The organism is Pararhodobacter aggregans, assembly GCF_003075525.1.
In the GTDB taxonomy this organism is placed as follows: domain Bacteria; phylum Pseudomonadota; class Alphaproteobacteria; order Rhodobacterales; family Rhodobacteraceae; genus Pararhodobacter; species Pararhodobacter aggregans.
Window position 1 is genome coordinate 194201 of sequence record NZ_QDDR01000003.1, and the last position, 14060, is coordinate 208260.

Annotated in this window: 16 protein-coding genes and 1 tRNA gene; 9 read left to right on the forward strand and 8 right to left on the reverse strand. The window is 68.5% G+C overall.

Going from position 1 to position 14060, the window contains the following annotated elements:
• Positions 1–6: 6 nt before the first annotated feature.
• On the reverse strand, positions 7–876 hold the full coding sequence (locus DDE23_RS07935; RefSeq protein ID WP_107751433.1) for a branched-chain amino acid aminotransferase: 870 nt from the start codon (positions 874–876) through the stop codon (positions 7–9).
• 155 nt (positions 877–1031) lie between these two features.
• Here DDE23_RS07935 and DDE23_RS07940 point away from each other — a divergent pair, with 155 nt between their 5' ends.
• The 7 genes from DDE23_RS07940 to DDE23_RS07970 all read left to right on the forward strand — a co-directional run bounded on the left by DDE23_RS07940 (position 1032) and on the right by DDE23_RS07970 (position 6073).
• A complete protein-coding gene (locus tag DDE23_RS07940; RefSeq protein WP_107751434.1) occupies positions 1032–1532 on the forward strand; it encodes a MarR family winged helix-turn-helix transcriptional regulator in 501 nt (166 codons plus the stop codon).
• The gene (locus tag DDE23_RS07945) at positions 1529–2242 is read left to right on the forward strand and encodes a response regulator (RefSeq protein WP_107751435.1); all 714 of its coding nucleotides are present in this window, start codon (positions 1529–1531) and stop codon (positions 2240–2242) included. The genes DDE23_RS07940 and DDE23_RS07945 overlap by 4 nt, the downstream gene beginning before the upstream one ends.
• A gap of 102 nt (positions 2243–2344) precedes the next feature.
• Positions 2345–2419, forward strand: a tRNA-Lys gene (locus tag DDE23_RS07950).
• Positions 2420–2800: 381 nt separating this feature from the next.
• Complete coding sequence (locus DDE23_RS07955) at positions 2801–3607, forward strand: UDP-2,3-diacylglucosamine diphosphatase (protein ID WP_107751436.1); 807 nt, start codon at positions 2801–2803, stop codon at positions 3605–3607.
• Between the two features lie 5 nt (positions 3608–3612).
• On the forward strand, positions 3613–4728 hold the full coding sequence (locus tag DDE23_RS07960) for a ceramide glucosyltransferase (RefSeq protein WP_107751628.1): 1116 nt from the start codon (positions 3613–3615) through the stop codon (positions 4726–4728).
• Positions 4728–5300: a DedA family protein gene (locus tag DDE23_RS07965; protein ID WP_107751437.1), complete on the forward strand. Its 573-nt coding sequence runs from the start codon at positions 4728–4730 to the stop codon at positions 5298–5300. The genes DDE23_RS07960 and DDE23_RS07965 overlap by 1 nt, the downstream gene beginning before the upstream one ends.
• Positions 5297–6073, forward strand: a complete 777-nt coding sequence (locus DDE23_RS07970) for a glycosyltransferase family 2 protein (RefSeq protein WP_107751438.1) — start codon at positions 5297–5299, stop codon at positions 6071–6073. The genes DDE23_RS07965 and DDE23_RS07970 overlap by 4 nt, the downstream gene beginning before the upstream one ends.
• On the opposite strand, the gene DDE23_RS07975 is transcribed toward DDE23_RS07970, so the two are convergent.
• The 6 genes from DDE23_RS07975 to DDE23_RS08000 form a co-directional block, all read right to left on the reverse strand.
• Positions 5959–7308, reverse strand: coding sequence for an MATE family efflux transporter (locus tag DDE23_RS07975; protein WP_116548235.1), 1350 nt, complete (start codon positions 7306–7308; stop codon positions 5959–5961). The genes DDE23_RS07970 and DDE23_RS07975 overlap by 115 nt on opposite strands.
• Positions 7309–7400: 92 nt before the next feature.
• A complete protein-coding gene (locus tag DDE23_RS07980) occupies positions 7401–8441 on the reverse strand; it encodes a saccharopine dehydrogenase (protein WP_107751439.1) in 1041 nt (346 codons plus the stop codon).
• A 1-nt stretch (position 8442) separates the two neighbouring features.
• Positions 8443–8895, reverse strand: a complete 453-nt coding sequence (locus tag DDE23_RS07985; protein ID WP_107751440.1) for a GAF domain-containing protein — start codon at positions 8893–8895, stop codon at positions 8443–8445.
• Positions 8896–9168: 273 nt separating this feature from the next.
• Positions 9169–9885 carry an LrgB family protein gene (locus tag DDE23_RS07990; protein WP_107751441.1) on the reverse strand — a complete coding sequence of 239 codons (717 nt, stop codon included), beginning with the start codon at positions 9883–9885 and terminating at the stop codon, positions 9169–9171.
• Positions 9878–10231: a CidA/LrgA family protein gene (locus tag DDE23_RS07995; RefSeq protein WP_107751442.1), complete on the reverse strand. Its 354-nt coding sequence runs from the start codon at positions 10229–10231 to the stop codon at positions 9878–9880. Before DDE23_RS07995 ends, DDE23_RS07990 begins: the two co-directional genes overlap by 8 nt.
• A complete protein-coding gene (locus tag DDE23_RS08000) occupies positions 10228–10665 on the reverse strand; it encodes a MarR family winged helix-turn-helix transcriptional regulator (protein WP_107751443.1) in 438 nt (145 codons plus the stop codon). Before DDE23_RS08000 ends, DDE23_RS07995 begins: the two co-directional genes overlap by 4 nt.
• Positions 10666–10859: 194 nt before the next feature.
• Between DDE23_RS08000 and hmgA the strand changes: the two genes are divergently transcribed.
• Positions 10860–12230 (forward strand): homogentisate 1,2-dioxygenase, encoded by a 1371-nt coding sequence (hmgA, locus tag DDE23_RS08005; RefSeq protein ID WP_107751444.1) that lies wholly within the window; start codon positions 10860–10862, stop codon positions 12228–12230.
• Between the two features lie 58 nt (positions 12231–12288).
• Positions 12289–13545, forward strand: coding sequence for a fumarylacetoacetase (gene fahA / locus DDE23_RS08010; protein ID WP_107751445.1), 1257 nt, complete (start codon positions 12289–12291; stop codon positions 13543–13545).
• A gap of 189 nt (positions 13546–13734) precedes the next feature.
• On the opposite strand, the gene DDE23_RS08015 is transcribed toward fahA, so the two are convergent.
• Complete coding sequence (locus DDE23_RS08015; protein WP_107751446.1) at positions 13735–14058, reverse strand: DUF3775 domain-containing protein; 324 nt, start codon at positions 14056–14058, stop codon at positions 13735–13737.
• Between the last annotated feature and the right edge of the window lie 2 nt (positions 14059–14060).

Sequence of the window (14060 nt, forward strand, 5' to 3'; positions counted from 1 at the left end):
CCTCCGTCACGCGCGGACCAGCGTCTCGTAGGTATCCGAGACCTTCCGCGTCAGATCGCCCACCTGGAAATGGAACTCGCCGATCTGCCCCACCGGGGTCACTTCGGCCGCGGTGCCGGTCAGCCAGCATTCCGAGAACGAGGACAGCTCCTCGGGCATGATGTGGCGCTCGACCACTTCCAGCCCCATGTCCTTGAGCATGCCGATCACCGTCTGCCGGGTGATGCCGTTGAGGAAGGCATCGGCCAGCGGCGTATGCACCACGCCGTCCTTGACGAAGAAGACGTTGGCCCCGGTCGCCTCGGCCACATAGCCGCGGTAATCCATGAACAAGGCGTCCGAGCAGCCCTTGGCCTCGGCCGCGTGCTTGGACATGGTGCAGATCATGTAGAGGCCGGCAGCCTTGGCCGCGGTCGGGATCGTTTCGGGCGAGGGGCGCTTCCATTTGGCGATGTCGAGCTTGGCGCCCTGCCACTTCGCGTCGCCGTAATACGCGCCCCATTCCCAGCCCGCGACCGCCAGCATCACCGGGTTGCGCGCCGCCGAAACGCCCATGTCCAGCCCCGCCCCGCGCCAGGCGACCGCGCGCACATAGGCGTCGGTCCAGCCATTGGCCTTGAGCATCGCATATTTGGCTTCCTCGATCTGATCGACCGTATAGGGGATCGTCATGTCCAGGAGGCGCCCGGATTCGATCAGCCGGGCCGAATGCTCGCGGCTCTTGAAGATCTTGCCGTTGTAGCAGCGCTCGCCCTCGAACACCGACGAGGCGTAGTGCATGGCATGGGTCAGGATGTGGACCTTGGCGTCGCGCCAGGGCACCAGCGCCCCGTCCATCCAGATGTATCCGTCTCTGTCGTCATACGCGCCGGCCATCGTCGCCTCCTCAGGCACAGAATTTTCCGATTGTTGCGCCGGTTACGTTCAAACTGGACATAATCTTGCGTCAACCCGCCGGGTTGCTAACAATTGATTCTTGGAAAGTCAACAAGGCTGACATAAACAGGGGCTGACCGGAACGGGAGGCACGGATGGCTGACGGGACCACGGGCGGCGAGAACCTGCTGTTCCTGACCGACGAACAGCTGCGCAAGGGGATCGAGGCGATGTTCTTCGCCTATCGCGGCTTCACGGCCGATCCCGACCGCATCCTCGATGAACTCGCCTATGGCCGCGCCCATCACCGGGCGCTGCATTTCATCAACCGCTCGCGCGGGACCACGGTCAACAACCTGCTGGCCGTGCTGGGCGTGACCAAGCAATCCCTCAACCGCGTGCTGCGCACCCTGATCGAGGACGGGCTGGTCGAATCGCGCGTCGGGCGCGAGGATCGGCGCGAGAGGCACCTCTACCTCACGCCTGCGGGCGCCGAGCTGGAGCGCCAGCTCTCCGAGGCGCAGCGGGCGCGGATGCGCGCCGCCTATCGCGCGGCGGGGCCGCAGGCGGTGGCGGGGTTCCGGCAGGTGCTGGAGGCGATGATGGACGACGGGATCCGCGCCCAGTATCTGGCGCTGAAGGACGGCAAAGCATGAGTGACCAGCCGGCGCATCTGTTGATCGTCGACGATGACGAGCGGATCCGCGACTTGCTCAAGCGGTATCTGATGAAGCAGGGCTTCATGGTGACCGCCGCGCGCGACGCGGCGCAGGCCCGGCGGCTGCTGTCGGGGCTGGCCTTCGATCTGATGGTCCTCGACGTGATGATGCCCGGCGAGGACGGCGTGGCGCTGACCCGCTGGCTGAGGGGCGAGCTGGCGACGCCGGTGATCCTGCTGACCGCCCGGGGCGAGGCGAAGGACCGCATCACCGGGTTCGAGGCAGGCGCCGACGATTACCTGTCCAAGCCCTTCGAGCCGCGCGAACTGGTGCTCAGGATCAACGCCATCCTGCGCCGCACCCCGCGCCCCGAGGCCGACCAGACCCAGCAGCCGGTCCTGATGCTGGGCCGCCTGCGCTACGAGATCGAGACCGGCGATCTGCGCGACGGCAGCGACCCGGTGCGCCTGACCCAGACCGAGTCGGCCCTGATGAAGGTGCTGGCGGCGCGGCACGGCCAGGTGGTCAGCCGCGAGGCGCTGGTCGATCAGCTGGGCCGCGAGCGGGGCCTCGGTGCTGAGGTGGCGCAGGAGCGCGCCATCGATGTGCAGATCACCCGCCTGCGACGCAAGCTCGAGGCCGATCCGCGCCGCCCGCGCTACCTGCAAACGGTGCGCGGCGAGGGCTATATGCTGACCACCGGCTGAGGGACGCGGCGTCGCGACGAAGCGCCCTGCAAGTCCATCTGAAAAAAAGGCATCTTTCGCCTTGACCCCGGCGACAGTTCTTTCTAGTTAGCCTCGCATCGTGGGCCGGTAGCTCAGCGGTAGAGCAACTGACTTTTAATCAGTTGGCCACAGGTTCGATCCCTGTCCGGCTCACCACTTTCTTCCGAAGGCTCGGGCGGCAACGCCCGGGCCTTCGGTCGTTTCAGGCCCCCGCGCCGCGCCTGCTGACGGGCGCCTTCCCCGCCCCTCCGGCCTTTGTTTCCTGCCCTATTCGCGCCTCCTGCCCCTGACCGGCCAGCGGCGCGCGCCTCCGCCCCGGCCGGGCCAGACCCGCGCCCGGCGCGGGCGGGATGACGCGAATCACTTGGGGCCGACCGCGCGCGGCGGGTAAAGATATCGTGCACCGCAGATCCTCTTTTCGGCTGGGCGGGATCGTTCTCTGGTTTATGCTGCGTTGCAGAAGCGTCATGATTCCGTCACGCGACCGTTTCCCGCCCCGGGCAAGTTGCGCGCGACCGTAGCGACCGCAGGTTCAGAATGCCCGACCGCTCTGCCCCGTTCCCCATGCCGCAGCCCTGCCGGACGCTTTTCCTCTCCGATCTGCATCTGGGCGCGCTGGGTGCCCAGCCCGAGAGGATCCTCGAATTCCTGATGGCCAACCCGGCCCAGACCTATGTGCTGGCGGGCGATGTGCTGGACCTCTGGCAGCCGCTGCTGCCGCATTGGACCGGCGCCGATCAGGCGGTGATCGACCACCTGAACGCCCGGCAGGCGCAGGGCGCGCGGCTGATCTATCTGCGCGGCAACCACGACCCCTTCCCCGAGCGCGCGCCCGAGGCCAAGCGCCCCCGGGTCGAGGCGGTCGAAACCCATCTGCACGAAGCCGCCGACGGCCGCCGCTATCTGGTGATCCATGGCGACCAGATCGACGCGCGGATCTTCCGGGCCCATGTCTTTACCCGCCTCGGCAGCCGCATCGACCACGCGCTGCGGCTGGTGGACCGCCGCCTGCAACGCCTCTCGCGCTCGGCGCCGGGGACCGAGGCCCGCAGCTCGATCGAGGCGCTGCTGGCCTGGCTGAACACGCTGATGCACCTTGGCCGCACGCATGAGCGGCGGCTGGTGGAACTGGCCCGGGCGCAGGGCGTCGACGGGGTGATCTGCGGCCATTTCCACATCGCCGGGCTGCACGCCGATCACGGTCTGGTATATGCCAATTGCGGCGATTGGGTGGATAGCCTAAGTGGGTTGGTGGAGACTTTCGACGGCCGCCTTCGGCTGGTCACCGCGCCCGAACCCGCGCGCGTCCCGCAGACCGCGACCCCCGACCTGCTGGAGGCGTGATGTCCCTGCTGCTTGCCCTCGGCGCCGCAACCCTGCTGGGGTTGCATCTGGCGAGTGTCGCCCTCTATCTGCACCGGCTGAACCGCCCCCGCCGCCTGCCCTTCGGCATCGGCAGGCCGACGGTGACGCTGCTGCGGCCGGTCTGCGGGCTGGACCCTTTCGACGCCGAGACGCTGGAAAGCTCGTTCACGCAGGATTACCCGGATTACGAGGTGATCTTCTGCGCGCAGGCCGCGGACGACCCCGCCGTGCCCCTGCTGCGCCGCCTGATGGCCCGCTATCCGCAGGTTCCGGCGCGGCTGATGATCGGTTTCGACGCGGTGACCGGCAATCCCAAGCTGAACAACCTGTGGAAGGGCTGGAACGCCGCCGGTTCGGACTGGATCTGCACCACCGACGCCAATCTGCTGCTGCCGCCCGACTACCTCAGCACCGTGGTGGGTTCCTGGGGCGCGGGCACCGGCCTTGTTTCCTCGCCGCCCCTCGGCATCCGGCCCGAGGGCTGGGGCGGGCATCTGGAATGCGCCGTGCTGAATTCGAACCAGGCGCGGCTGCAATACGCCTCGGACAGCCTCGGCAGCGGCTATGCCCAGGGCAAGACCATGTTCTTCAACCGGGCGCTGGTCGACCGGGCGGGCGGCTTCATCGCGCTCGGCACCTATATCGCCGAGGATGCGACCGCCACCCGCATGACCCGCTCGCTGGGGCTGGAGGTGACGCTGGCGCCCCTGCCCTTCGCCCAGCCCGTCGGCAAGCGCAGCCTGCGGCAGGTCTGGGACCGGCAATTGCGTTGGAGCCGGGTGCGCCGCGACGCCTTCCCGGGCCTCTTCGCGCTGGAATTCCTGAACGGGGCGCTCGCGCCCGTCCTGCTGGCGCTGCTGGCCGCCGGGCCGTTGTTCGCGCTGGCCTATCTGGCGATCTGGTATCTGGCCGAGGCCTATCTGATCCGCCGCGCCGGTTGGCCCGGCGGCTGGCGTGACCTCGCCGTGCTGCCGCTGCGCGACCTGATGCTGCCCGCGCTCTGGCTCGCCACCTTCGCCCGGCGCGGTTTCGAGTGGCGCGGCACGACGATGACCAAGCCCGAGCCGGACAGAAAAGGGCAGATGTCTGTTGCGGAATAATGGATAACGCCGAACTTCTGGCCCTGGTCCACCAATACGGGCTGGCGATCCTCGCCCCGCTGGCGCTGATCGAGGGGCCGATCGTCTCGATCCTGGGCGGGTATCTGGCCGGGCACGGGCTGGTCAAGCTGCCCGCGCTTCTGGTCGTGGTGATCGCCGCCGACCTGCTGGGCGACGCAATCCTCTATGGCATCGGCCGGCGGGGCGGGCGGCTGCTGCCGGCGCGGCTGCGCGCGCGGATGTCCCGCAACACCAAGCTGCAAGACCGCCTGAAGCGAGAGATGCAGGACCACGGCGCCCGGCTTCTGGTCATCGCCAAGCTGACCCATGGCGCGGGTTTCGCCGTGCTGCTGGCGGCGGGCGCCACGCGCTACCCGTTCCCGCGTTTCCTGCTGGTCAATCTGGGCGCCACGATCATCAAGAGCAGCGCCCTTGTGGCGCTGGGCTGGTGGCTGGGCGACCGCTGGCAGCATGCCGAGGTCTGGATGGACCGCGCCATCGTCGCCGTGGTGGCGCTGGCGGTGATCCTGCTCATGGTCTGGCTGCACCGCGCCCACCGGAGCGAGGCATGACCCGCCTCACCTGCCTGATCCCCGCCTGGAACGAGGCCGCCCGCCTGCCGGGCGTGCTGGCCGCGGTGCAGGACCATCCGCTGATCGACCGGCTGCTGGTCATTGACGACGGCTCGACCGACGGCACGGCCGAGGTGGCGCGCAGGCTGGGGGCCGAAGTGCTGGAAATGCCCGTGAACGGCGGCAAGACCGCCGCGCTGGCCGCCGGGATCGCGGCGCTCACGGGTGAACATGTGCTGCTGCTGGACGCCGATCTGCTGGGGCTGACGGCCGAGGATGTGACCCGCCTCGCCGCCCCCGTGCTGGACGGGGCGGCCGAGGCCACCATCTCGCTCAGGGGCAATGCGCCGGGGCTGTGGCGGGCCTTGGGCGTCGATTACATCAGCGGCGAGCGGGTGCTGCCCGTGGCGCTGCTGCAGGCGCTGGCGCCCGAACTGCCCGGCCTGCCGCGCTTCGGGTTCGAGGTGTTCCTGAACCGGGCGATGAAGGCCCATGGCCTCAGGGTGCAGATCATCGGCTGGCCCGGGGTGGCCAGCCCGTGGAAGGCCGCGAAGCAGGGCCTCTGGCGCGGGCTCCGGGGTGATGCCGCGATGATCCGCGACATCCTGCGCTGTCAGAGCCCCCGCGAATTGCTGGCGCAGATCCTCTGGCTGCGGTCTCAGACCGCGCGCCAGAACCGCACATGCAGCGCCAGCGCGGCGGTGGTCAGCCCCATGACCAGCCCCAGCCAGATCCCCACCCCCTCCCAGCCCAGCAGGAAGCCCAGCCCGTAACCGCAGGGCAGGCCCACCAGCCAGTAGGAAACGGCAGCAATGACCATCGGCTGCTTGGTGTCCTGAATGCCGCGCAACAGACCCATGGCCATGACCTGCCCCGAATCCGCGAACTGGAACAGCGCCGCCACCATGAGCAGCGTCACGCCCAGCGGGATGATCGCCGCGCGCTCGGGATCGTCGGGTTTCAGGAACAGGCCCACCATCTGTTCGGCAAAAATCCAGTAGACGAAGATCGTGGCCAGCGCGAAGCCCAGCGACAGGACCACGGCGGCCAGCGCCCCGGACCTGAGCGCCGCCACATCGCCCCGCCCCCGCGCCCGGCCGACCATCACCGTCGCCGCGTTCGAAAGCCCCAGATGGACCATGAAGAACAGCGCCGTGATCTCCAGCGCGATGGAATGCGCGGCCAGCGTGTTCTTGCCCAGCCAGCCCATCATCACCGCAGAGGCGGCGAAAAGCCCGGTCTCGGCCAAGAGCGCCAGCCCGATGGGCAGGCCCAGCGCATTGACCCGCCGCAGCGCCACCCAATCGGGGCGCCAGAAGCGGACCAGCAGCTGGTAATGCTTCAGCGACGGCAGGCTGATGGCATAGACCATCAGCACCACCAGCGTGACGATCTGCACCAGGACCGAGGCCACGGCCGCGCCCCGCGCCCCCATTTCGGGAAAGCCCAGATTGCCGAAGATCAGCAGCCAGTTGACGCCGATATTGACGAAGACCCCGGCGATGGTCGCCCAGAGCACCACCTGCGTCCGGCCCAGCGCCGCGAGGTAGCTTTTCATCACCATCGCGACCAGCGCCGGTGCCAGACCGAAGCCGACGATGGACAGGTATCCGCCGCCCACCAGCGCCACATCCGGCTCCTGCCCCAGCGCCGCCAGCAGCGAGCCCGACAGCAGGAACAGCGGCAGCGCCACCGCCGCGAAGGCCAGCGACAGCCAGATCCCCATCCGGGTGACGCGCCGCACCTCGGTATCGTCGCCCGCCGCGGCGGCGGTCGCCACCATCGGCATCACCGCCTGGGCAAAGCCCATGCCCAGCGTGAAGATGACGAAGAACACCGTCGCCCCCAGCGCCCCGGCCGCCAGATCGGTGACGGTGTACCAGCCCAGCATGACCGTATCGGTCACATGCAGCAGGAATTGCGCGACATGGCTGCCGACCAGCGGCAGACCCAGAACGAGCACGGCACGGGCATTCGCAAGAAAGCCGGTTTGAACAGGGGCAGACATGGGTGAATTCCGAGAACAAACGCCCGGCAAAATGGCCGAGCCGTCCTCTATGCCTGCGATCCCGTTCCTTGAAAAGACCCGGAGGTTGTTTTTTAACCTGCGAAGCGTTCGAACTCGGCCCGGGCCCGGCCCCAGACGCCCTGCTCCGGCGCGTCCAGCGCCATCAGATGCGGCAGCAGCTGCGCCGCGAAATCCTGCGAGGATTCGACCGGCAGCAGCGAAGGCAGGTTGTCGATGGCCATGACATCGAGCGGCGGGTTCTCCGCCACCCGCAGTACCGGCGCCGCCCAGTCGGTCGCCCGGTCATAGACCGGCACCGGGTTATAGGCGCTGCCCGGGTCGCAGGCGATATCGCCGATCACCGTCAGGCGGCGCGCGCGCGTCCCGGCATCGGCGGGCACGAAGACCGGGCAACCGGGCCGGGCGAGGATGCAGTTGAAAAAGAGGTCATGCGCCAGAACCTCGGGGAAGGGCCCGCCACTGGCGGTCTCGGCCATGTCCCAGCGGGTGACGGCCAGGCCCAGCGCCTCCAGCAGATCCGCCGCCCCGGTGCCGACCCGACCCAGCGCACCGATAATCAGGGCGGTGGGTTTGCGGCCCGCCAGGTCGGCGGCCAGATCGGCGATCATCGCCTCCTTGTCGGCATGGCGGTGGACCGGCGGGCAGAGCCCGCCCGCTTGCTGCGCCGCCCAGGCCTTGACGCTGACCCCCGCGCCCGCGAAGCCCGCCCAATAGCCGAAGGCCGCGACGCGGCGCCCGCGCTCGTCCACCAGCGATTCAAGATCGTAAAGCGTGCCGCCCCCGTCCCGGAACCGTTTCAGCAACGCAGGTCCGGCGGGCTGGCCCTTGTAGGCATGACCGAACAGAATGTGGCGGTGCCTGAGCGGCGTGCCATCCTCGGGCAATTCCTTCAGGCCGAAGACGATGGCGTCCGAGGGCGCCTCGGGCCAGCTGGCATAGGGCGCGCGCTCGCAGCCCGCCGCGAGGTAAGGCGCCAGCGGCAGCGCCCGCACCGGGCTTTCCTCGACCGTGACGCGGAAGCCCTTGGCGATCAGCGCCGCCGCGCCCTCGGGTGTCAGACCCACCCGCTCCTCGTTCGGCCGCTGCTCGGCCCGGACCCACAGATGCACCATGTCAGACTCCGGCAAAGGTTTCGGCCAGGATCGCGGCCAGCGCGCGCGCGTCCTCGTCGGTGAAGGCATCGGGCCGGTCGCTGTCGATGTCGAAGACGCCGATCACAGCGCCCCGCCCGTCAAAGACCGGCAGCACCAACTCGGACCGCGTGGACGAGGAACAGGCGATATGCCCGGGGAAAGCCTCGACATCCGGCACCAGCTGCACCGCCCGCGTGCGCGCTGCCGCCCCGCAGACGCCGCGCTCGAAAGGGATCACCAGACAGCCATGGCCGCCCTGATAGGGCCCGATCTTCAGCAGACCCGGCGCCACGACCCGGTAGAACCCGGTCCAGTCGAAGCGGTCATCGGCATGATGCACCTCGCAGGCGAGCGTCGCCATCAGCGCCACCACATCGGTCTCGCCCTCGGTCAGGGCACGGATTGTCTGGGCAAGGGCAGGATAATCGGCCATCGGCGCCTCCGTTTCGCTGACCTCTGCCACAGCGCGGGCGGCGAAGAAAGGGGGGCGCTGCCCCCCTCGGCCTGACGGCCTCACCCCCCGGGATATTTGACGCGCAAAGAAGCGGCCTTAACCAGGCATCAAGGTTAACGCCGCACGGCCCCCCGCGCCCCTCCCGGCTCAAGCGCGACGGCACAGCCGCCGCGCGCCCCCTTCCATCTTTGTTCCTCAAATATCCCGGGGGTCCGGGGGCAGCGCCCCCGGGGCTGCCGCATGCGCGCCGCGTCAGAGGAAGAGCCGCAGCACCACCGGCGCCAGCAGCGCCGTCAGGATCGCGTTGAGCCCCATGCCGATCCCGGCGAAGGCGCCCGCCGTCGGATGCACCTGAAAGGCCCGCGCCGTGCCGATGCCATGCGCCGCCGTCCCCACCGCCAGCCCCCGCGCCCGCCAGTCCCGCAGCCGCAGCGCGTCAAGAAGCGGCGTCGCGATCAGCGCGCCGGTGATCCCGGTCAGGATCACCAACACCGCCGCCAGCGTGGGCGAGCCGCCCAGCCCCTCGGCGATGCCGATGGCGACCGGCGCGGTGGTGCTCTTGGGCGCCAGCGAGGCCAGCGTCGCCAGATCCAGCCCCAGCGCCCGGCCGATCGCCAGGGCCGAGATCATGGCCACGACCGACCCCGTGACCACCCCGGCCAGCACCGGCAGCACGGCGCGGCGCAGCCGGGCGCCCTGCCGGTAGAGCGGCACCGCCAGCGAGACGGTGGCCGGGCCCAGCAGGAAATGCACGAATTGCGCGCCCTCGAAATAGGTCGCGTAGGGCGTGCCGGTGGCCCAGAGCATCAGCCCCAGCAGCACGACCGAGATCAGCACGGTATTGGCCAGCGGCGGGCGGCCCAGCGCCTCGGCCACCAGATCGGCCAGCGCATAGGCCAGCAGCGTCAGCGTCAGCCACAAGAGCGGCCCCTGCGCGAGATAGGACCAGATCTCGGCCACGTCACGCATCGTGCGACCCCGTCAGCCGCGCCACCAGCGTGAAGGCCAGCGCCCCGGCGGCGATGGCCAGCGCCGTGGAAATCAGGATCGCCGCACCCAGCGCCAGCGCCTGAGGCCCCAGCCGGTCCAGATGCCCGACCACCCCCACCCCCGCCGGCACGAAGAGCAGGGACAGATGGCGCAGGATCCCCTCGCCCACCGGCATCACCGCCTCGGCCACCCGGGGCAGCAGGACCATCAACGCCCAAAGCAGCGCCATGCCCAGCACCGGCCCCGGCACGGGCAGCGACAGCAAGCGGGCGCCGACCTCGCCCGCCAGCTGGCAGGACAGGATCAGCGCCAGGGCGCGGATCATTTCGGATCGTCCAGCAGCGCGGCGATCCCGGCCTCCAGCCCCTCGACCAGCGGGCCGAGCCGGGCCTTCATCTCTTCCTGATAGCCGATCGCCACCGGCAGCAGCCGCGCCACCAGCGCCTCGCCCTCGGGCGTGAGCCTGAGCAGCAGAAGCCGCCGGTCGCTGTCATTCACCGCCTTGGTGATGTAGCCCGCCGCCTCCAGCCGAGAGGCGGCGCGGCTGACCTTGGATTTCTCCATATCGACCCGCGCCTCGACATCGCGGACCGAGACATCGCCGCCCTGATGCAGATGCACCAGCACCCGCCATTCCGGGATCGAGATGCCGAATTCCTCGCGGTAACGCTCGGCAAAGGCCCGGCTGATGCGGCCCGCCACCGCGTTCAGGCGGTAGGGCAGAAAGGTGTTCAGGTCGAAGGCGTTGGCGTCGGTCATGCGCGGTCAATTTCGAGGATCAGGGGAGGTGGCGGCCAGCCGACCACACTTGACGGGCGAAATCAATCGGCCCCTCGGCGCGGCTTTGCTGCTCCCCGCCCGCAGATCCGCCGGGGGGCCTTGACTTTGTTGCATATGCAATAAATATTTGGTGCATCGCAGATGACCCATTCCGCCCCAGCGAGGAGCCCGCCATGAACGACCAGAGCCTGCCCATCGGCATGATCCGCGCCCCCTCGGTCACCGGCCCGCATGAAGGCTACATGCCCGGCTTCGGCAATGATTTCGAAACCGAGGCGCTGCCGGGCGCCCTGCCGCAGGGCCAGAACTCGCCGCAGAAGGTCAATTACGGCCTCTATGCCGAGCAGCTTTCGGGCACCGCCTTCACCGCGCCCCGCGGCCAGAACGAGCGGACCTGGTGCTACCGCATCCGCCCCTCGGTCAAGCATACCGGCCGCTTCGCCAAGATCGCCGTCGAGGGCTGGAAAACCGCGCCGCATGTGCTGCCCGATGTCATCAGCCTGGGCCAGTACCGCTGGGACCCGGTCCCGATGCCGGGCCAGGGCGAGAGCTACAGCTGGATCACCGGCATGCGGACCATCACCACGGCGGGCGACGTCAACACCCAGGTCGGCATGGCGAGCCATGTCTATCTGGTGACCACCTCGATGGTGGACGAATATTTCTACTCGGCCGATTCGGAATTGCTGGTGGTGCCTCAGGAAGGGCGCCTCAGGTTCTGCACCGAGATGGGGATCATCGACCTCGAACCCAAGGAAATCGCCATCCTGCCGCGCGGGCTCGTGTACCGGGTCGAGGTGCTGGACGGCCCGGCGCGCGGCTTCGTCTGCGAGAATTACGGCCAGAAATTCGACCTGCCTAACCGCGGGCCGATCGGCGCCAATTGCCTGGCCAATCCGCGCGACTTCAAGACCCCGGTCGCGGCCTTCGAGGACAAGGAAACCCGCTCGCGCGTGGTCATCAAATGGTGTGGCCAGTTCCACGAGACCTTCATCGACCATTCGCCGCTGGACGTGGTGGCCTGGCACGGCAATTACTGCCCGGTGAAATACGATCTGCGCACCTATTCGCCGGTCGGCGCGCTGCTGTTCGACCACCCGGACCCGTCGATCTTCACCGTGCTGACGGCGCCCTCGGGGCAGGAGGGGACGGCGAACATCGACTTCGTGCTGTTCCGGGAACGCTGGATGGTGGCCGAGAACACCTTCCGCCCGCCGTGGTATCACAAGAACATCATGTCGGAACTGATGGGCAACATCTATGGCCAGTATGATGCGAAGCCCCAAGGCTTCCAGCCGGGAGGCCTGAGCCTGCACAATTGCATGTTGCCGCACGGGCCCGACCGGGACGCGTTCGAGGGCGCCTCGAACGCCGATCTGAAGCCGCATCTTCTGGACAACACCATGTCCTTCATGTTCGAGACCCGCTTCCCGCAGCACCTGACGGAATGGGCCGCGACCAAGGCGCCCTTGCAGGACAATTACCTCGATTGCTGGACCTCGCTGGAGAAGAAATTCGACGGCACGCCCGGTATCAAGGACTGACCCCTTGTAGGATGGGCAATATTGCCCATCCTACGGGACGACAATTGCTGGAGTTTTCATGACCCTGATCCGTTCCTGGCTGACCGCGGCCAACGACCCCGCCTGCCCCTTCCCGCTCAACAACCTGCCCTGCGGCGTTTTCTCGACCCCGGGCGGCGCGCCCCGCTGCGGCGTGGCGATCGGCGATCAGGTGCTGGACGTGGCGGGGATGGAGAAGGCAGGCCTGCTGCATCTGGCCGAGAAGCCGCTGCTGCAGGCGGCGGCCTGGAACCCGCTGATGGACGCCGGCCAGCCGGTCTGGGAGAAGCTGCGCAGCGCCCTGATGGGCCATCTGCGCGAGGGCTCCGACACCCAGGACCAGCTCGCCGCCTATCTGCACCCGCTGTCCTCGGTCCGGCTGCACCTGCCCTTCCAGGTCACCGAATACACCGATTTCTACGCCGGCAAGAACCACGCCTTCAACGTCGGCACCATGTTCCGCGGCCCCGAGAACGCGCTGCCGCCGAACTGGCTGCACATCCCGATCGGCTACAACGGCCGCGCCTCCTCGGTCGTGGTCTCGGGCACGCCGGTGCGCCGCCCCTGGGGCCAGCTGAAGGGCCCGCAGGACGAGGCCCCGCGATTTGCCCCCTGCGCCCGCTTCGACCTTGAGCTGGAAATGGGCGCCGTGGTCGGCAAACCCTCGTCCGGGCCGGTGACGGTGGCCGAGGCTGACGACATGATCTTCGGCTATGTGCTGCTCAACGACTGGTCGGCGCGCGACATCCAGGCCTGGGAATACGTCCCGCTGGGCCCGTTCCAAGCCAAGGCCACGGCCACCACCATCAGCCCCTGGATCGTGACCAAAGCCGCCCTCGGCGCCTTCCGCGCCTCGACGCCCGCCCGCGAGAAACCGCTGCTGCCCTATCTCGAGGAACCGCGGCCGATGCTCTATGACATCCAGCTCTCGGTCGAGCTGGCGACCGAGGGCGGCCCCGCGACCGAGATCTGCCGCACCAACTACCGCGAGATGTACTACTCCGCCGCCCAGCAACTGGCGCATCACACCACCTCGGGCTGCCCGATGCGGGTGGGGGACCTTCTGGGCTCGGGCACCATCTCGGGTGCCACGAAGGACAGCCGCGGCTCGCTGCTGGAACTGAGCTGGGGCGGCAAGGAGCCGCTGACCCTGCCCGGCGGCGGCACCCGCAGCTTCCTGGAAGACGGCGACACGCTGACCCTGAAGGGCCAGTGCAAGGGCGAGGGCTATACCATCGGCTTCGGCGATTGCACCGGGACCATCCTGCCCGCGCTGGCGGATCCCTACGCGCGGTGAAACAGAAAGGGGGGCTTTGCGCCCCCCTCGGCCTGCGGCCTCACCCCCCGCAGGATATTTGAAGAACAAAGATCATGGTTAGCGAATCGTTAAGCCCCATCTTTGTTCTCCAAATATCCCGGGGGTGAGCCGCGGATGCGGCGAGGGGGCAGCGCCCCCTCCTTGCCCGGCCGGGGCCAGGCGCGGACCTCAGCGGTCGTAGAAATCCTCTTCCGCCTCGGTCACGTCGATCTCCAGCGCCTCGAGCCCCGCTTCCAGGTTCTCGGACAGATGCGGCATCCCCATCAGGTAATCCGCCGTGGGCGTCGTCGCTTCGGCGAAGGCGGTTTCCAGCGCTTCGGCGTAATCCTCGGGCTCGAAGGCGCCGCGGCCGACCCAGGCGATCGCCACCAGATGCGCCTTCTCGTCATCATTCAGCGCGTCGATGAAGGCGTGCACCTCGCCCGGGCGACCGCGTTCGCGGGCCTGAAAGATGATATGGACCACCTTCTTGATGCTGATTTCGGGCGTCATCG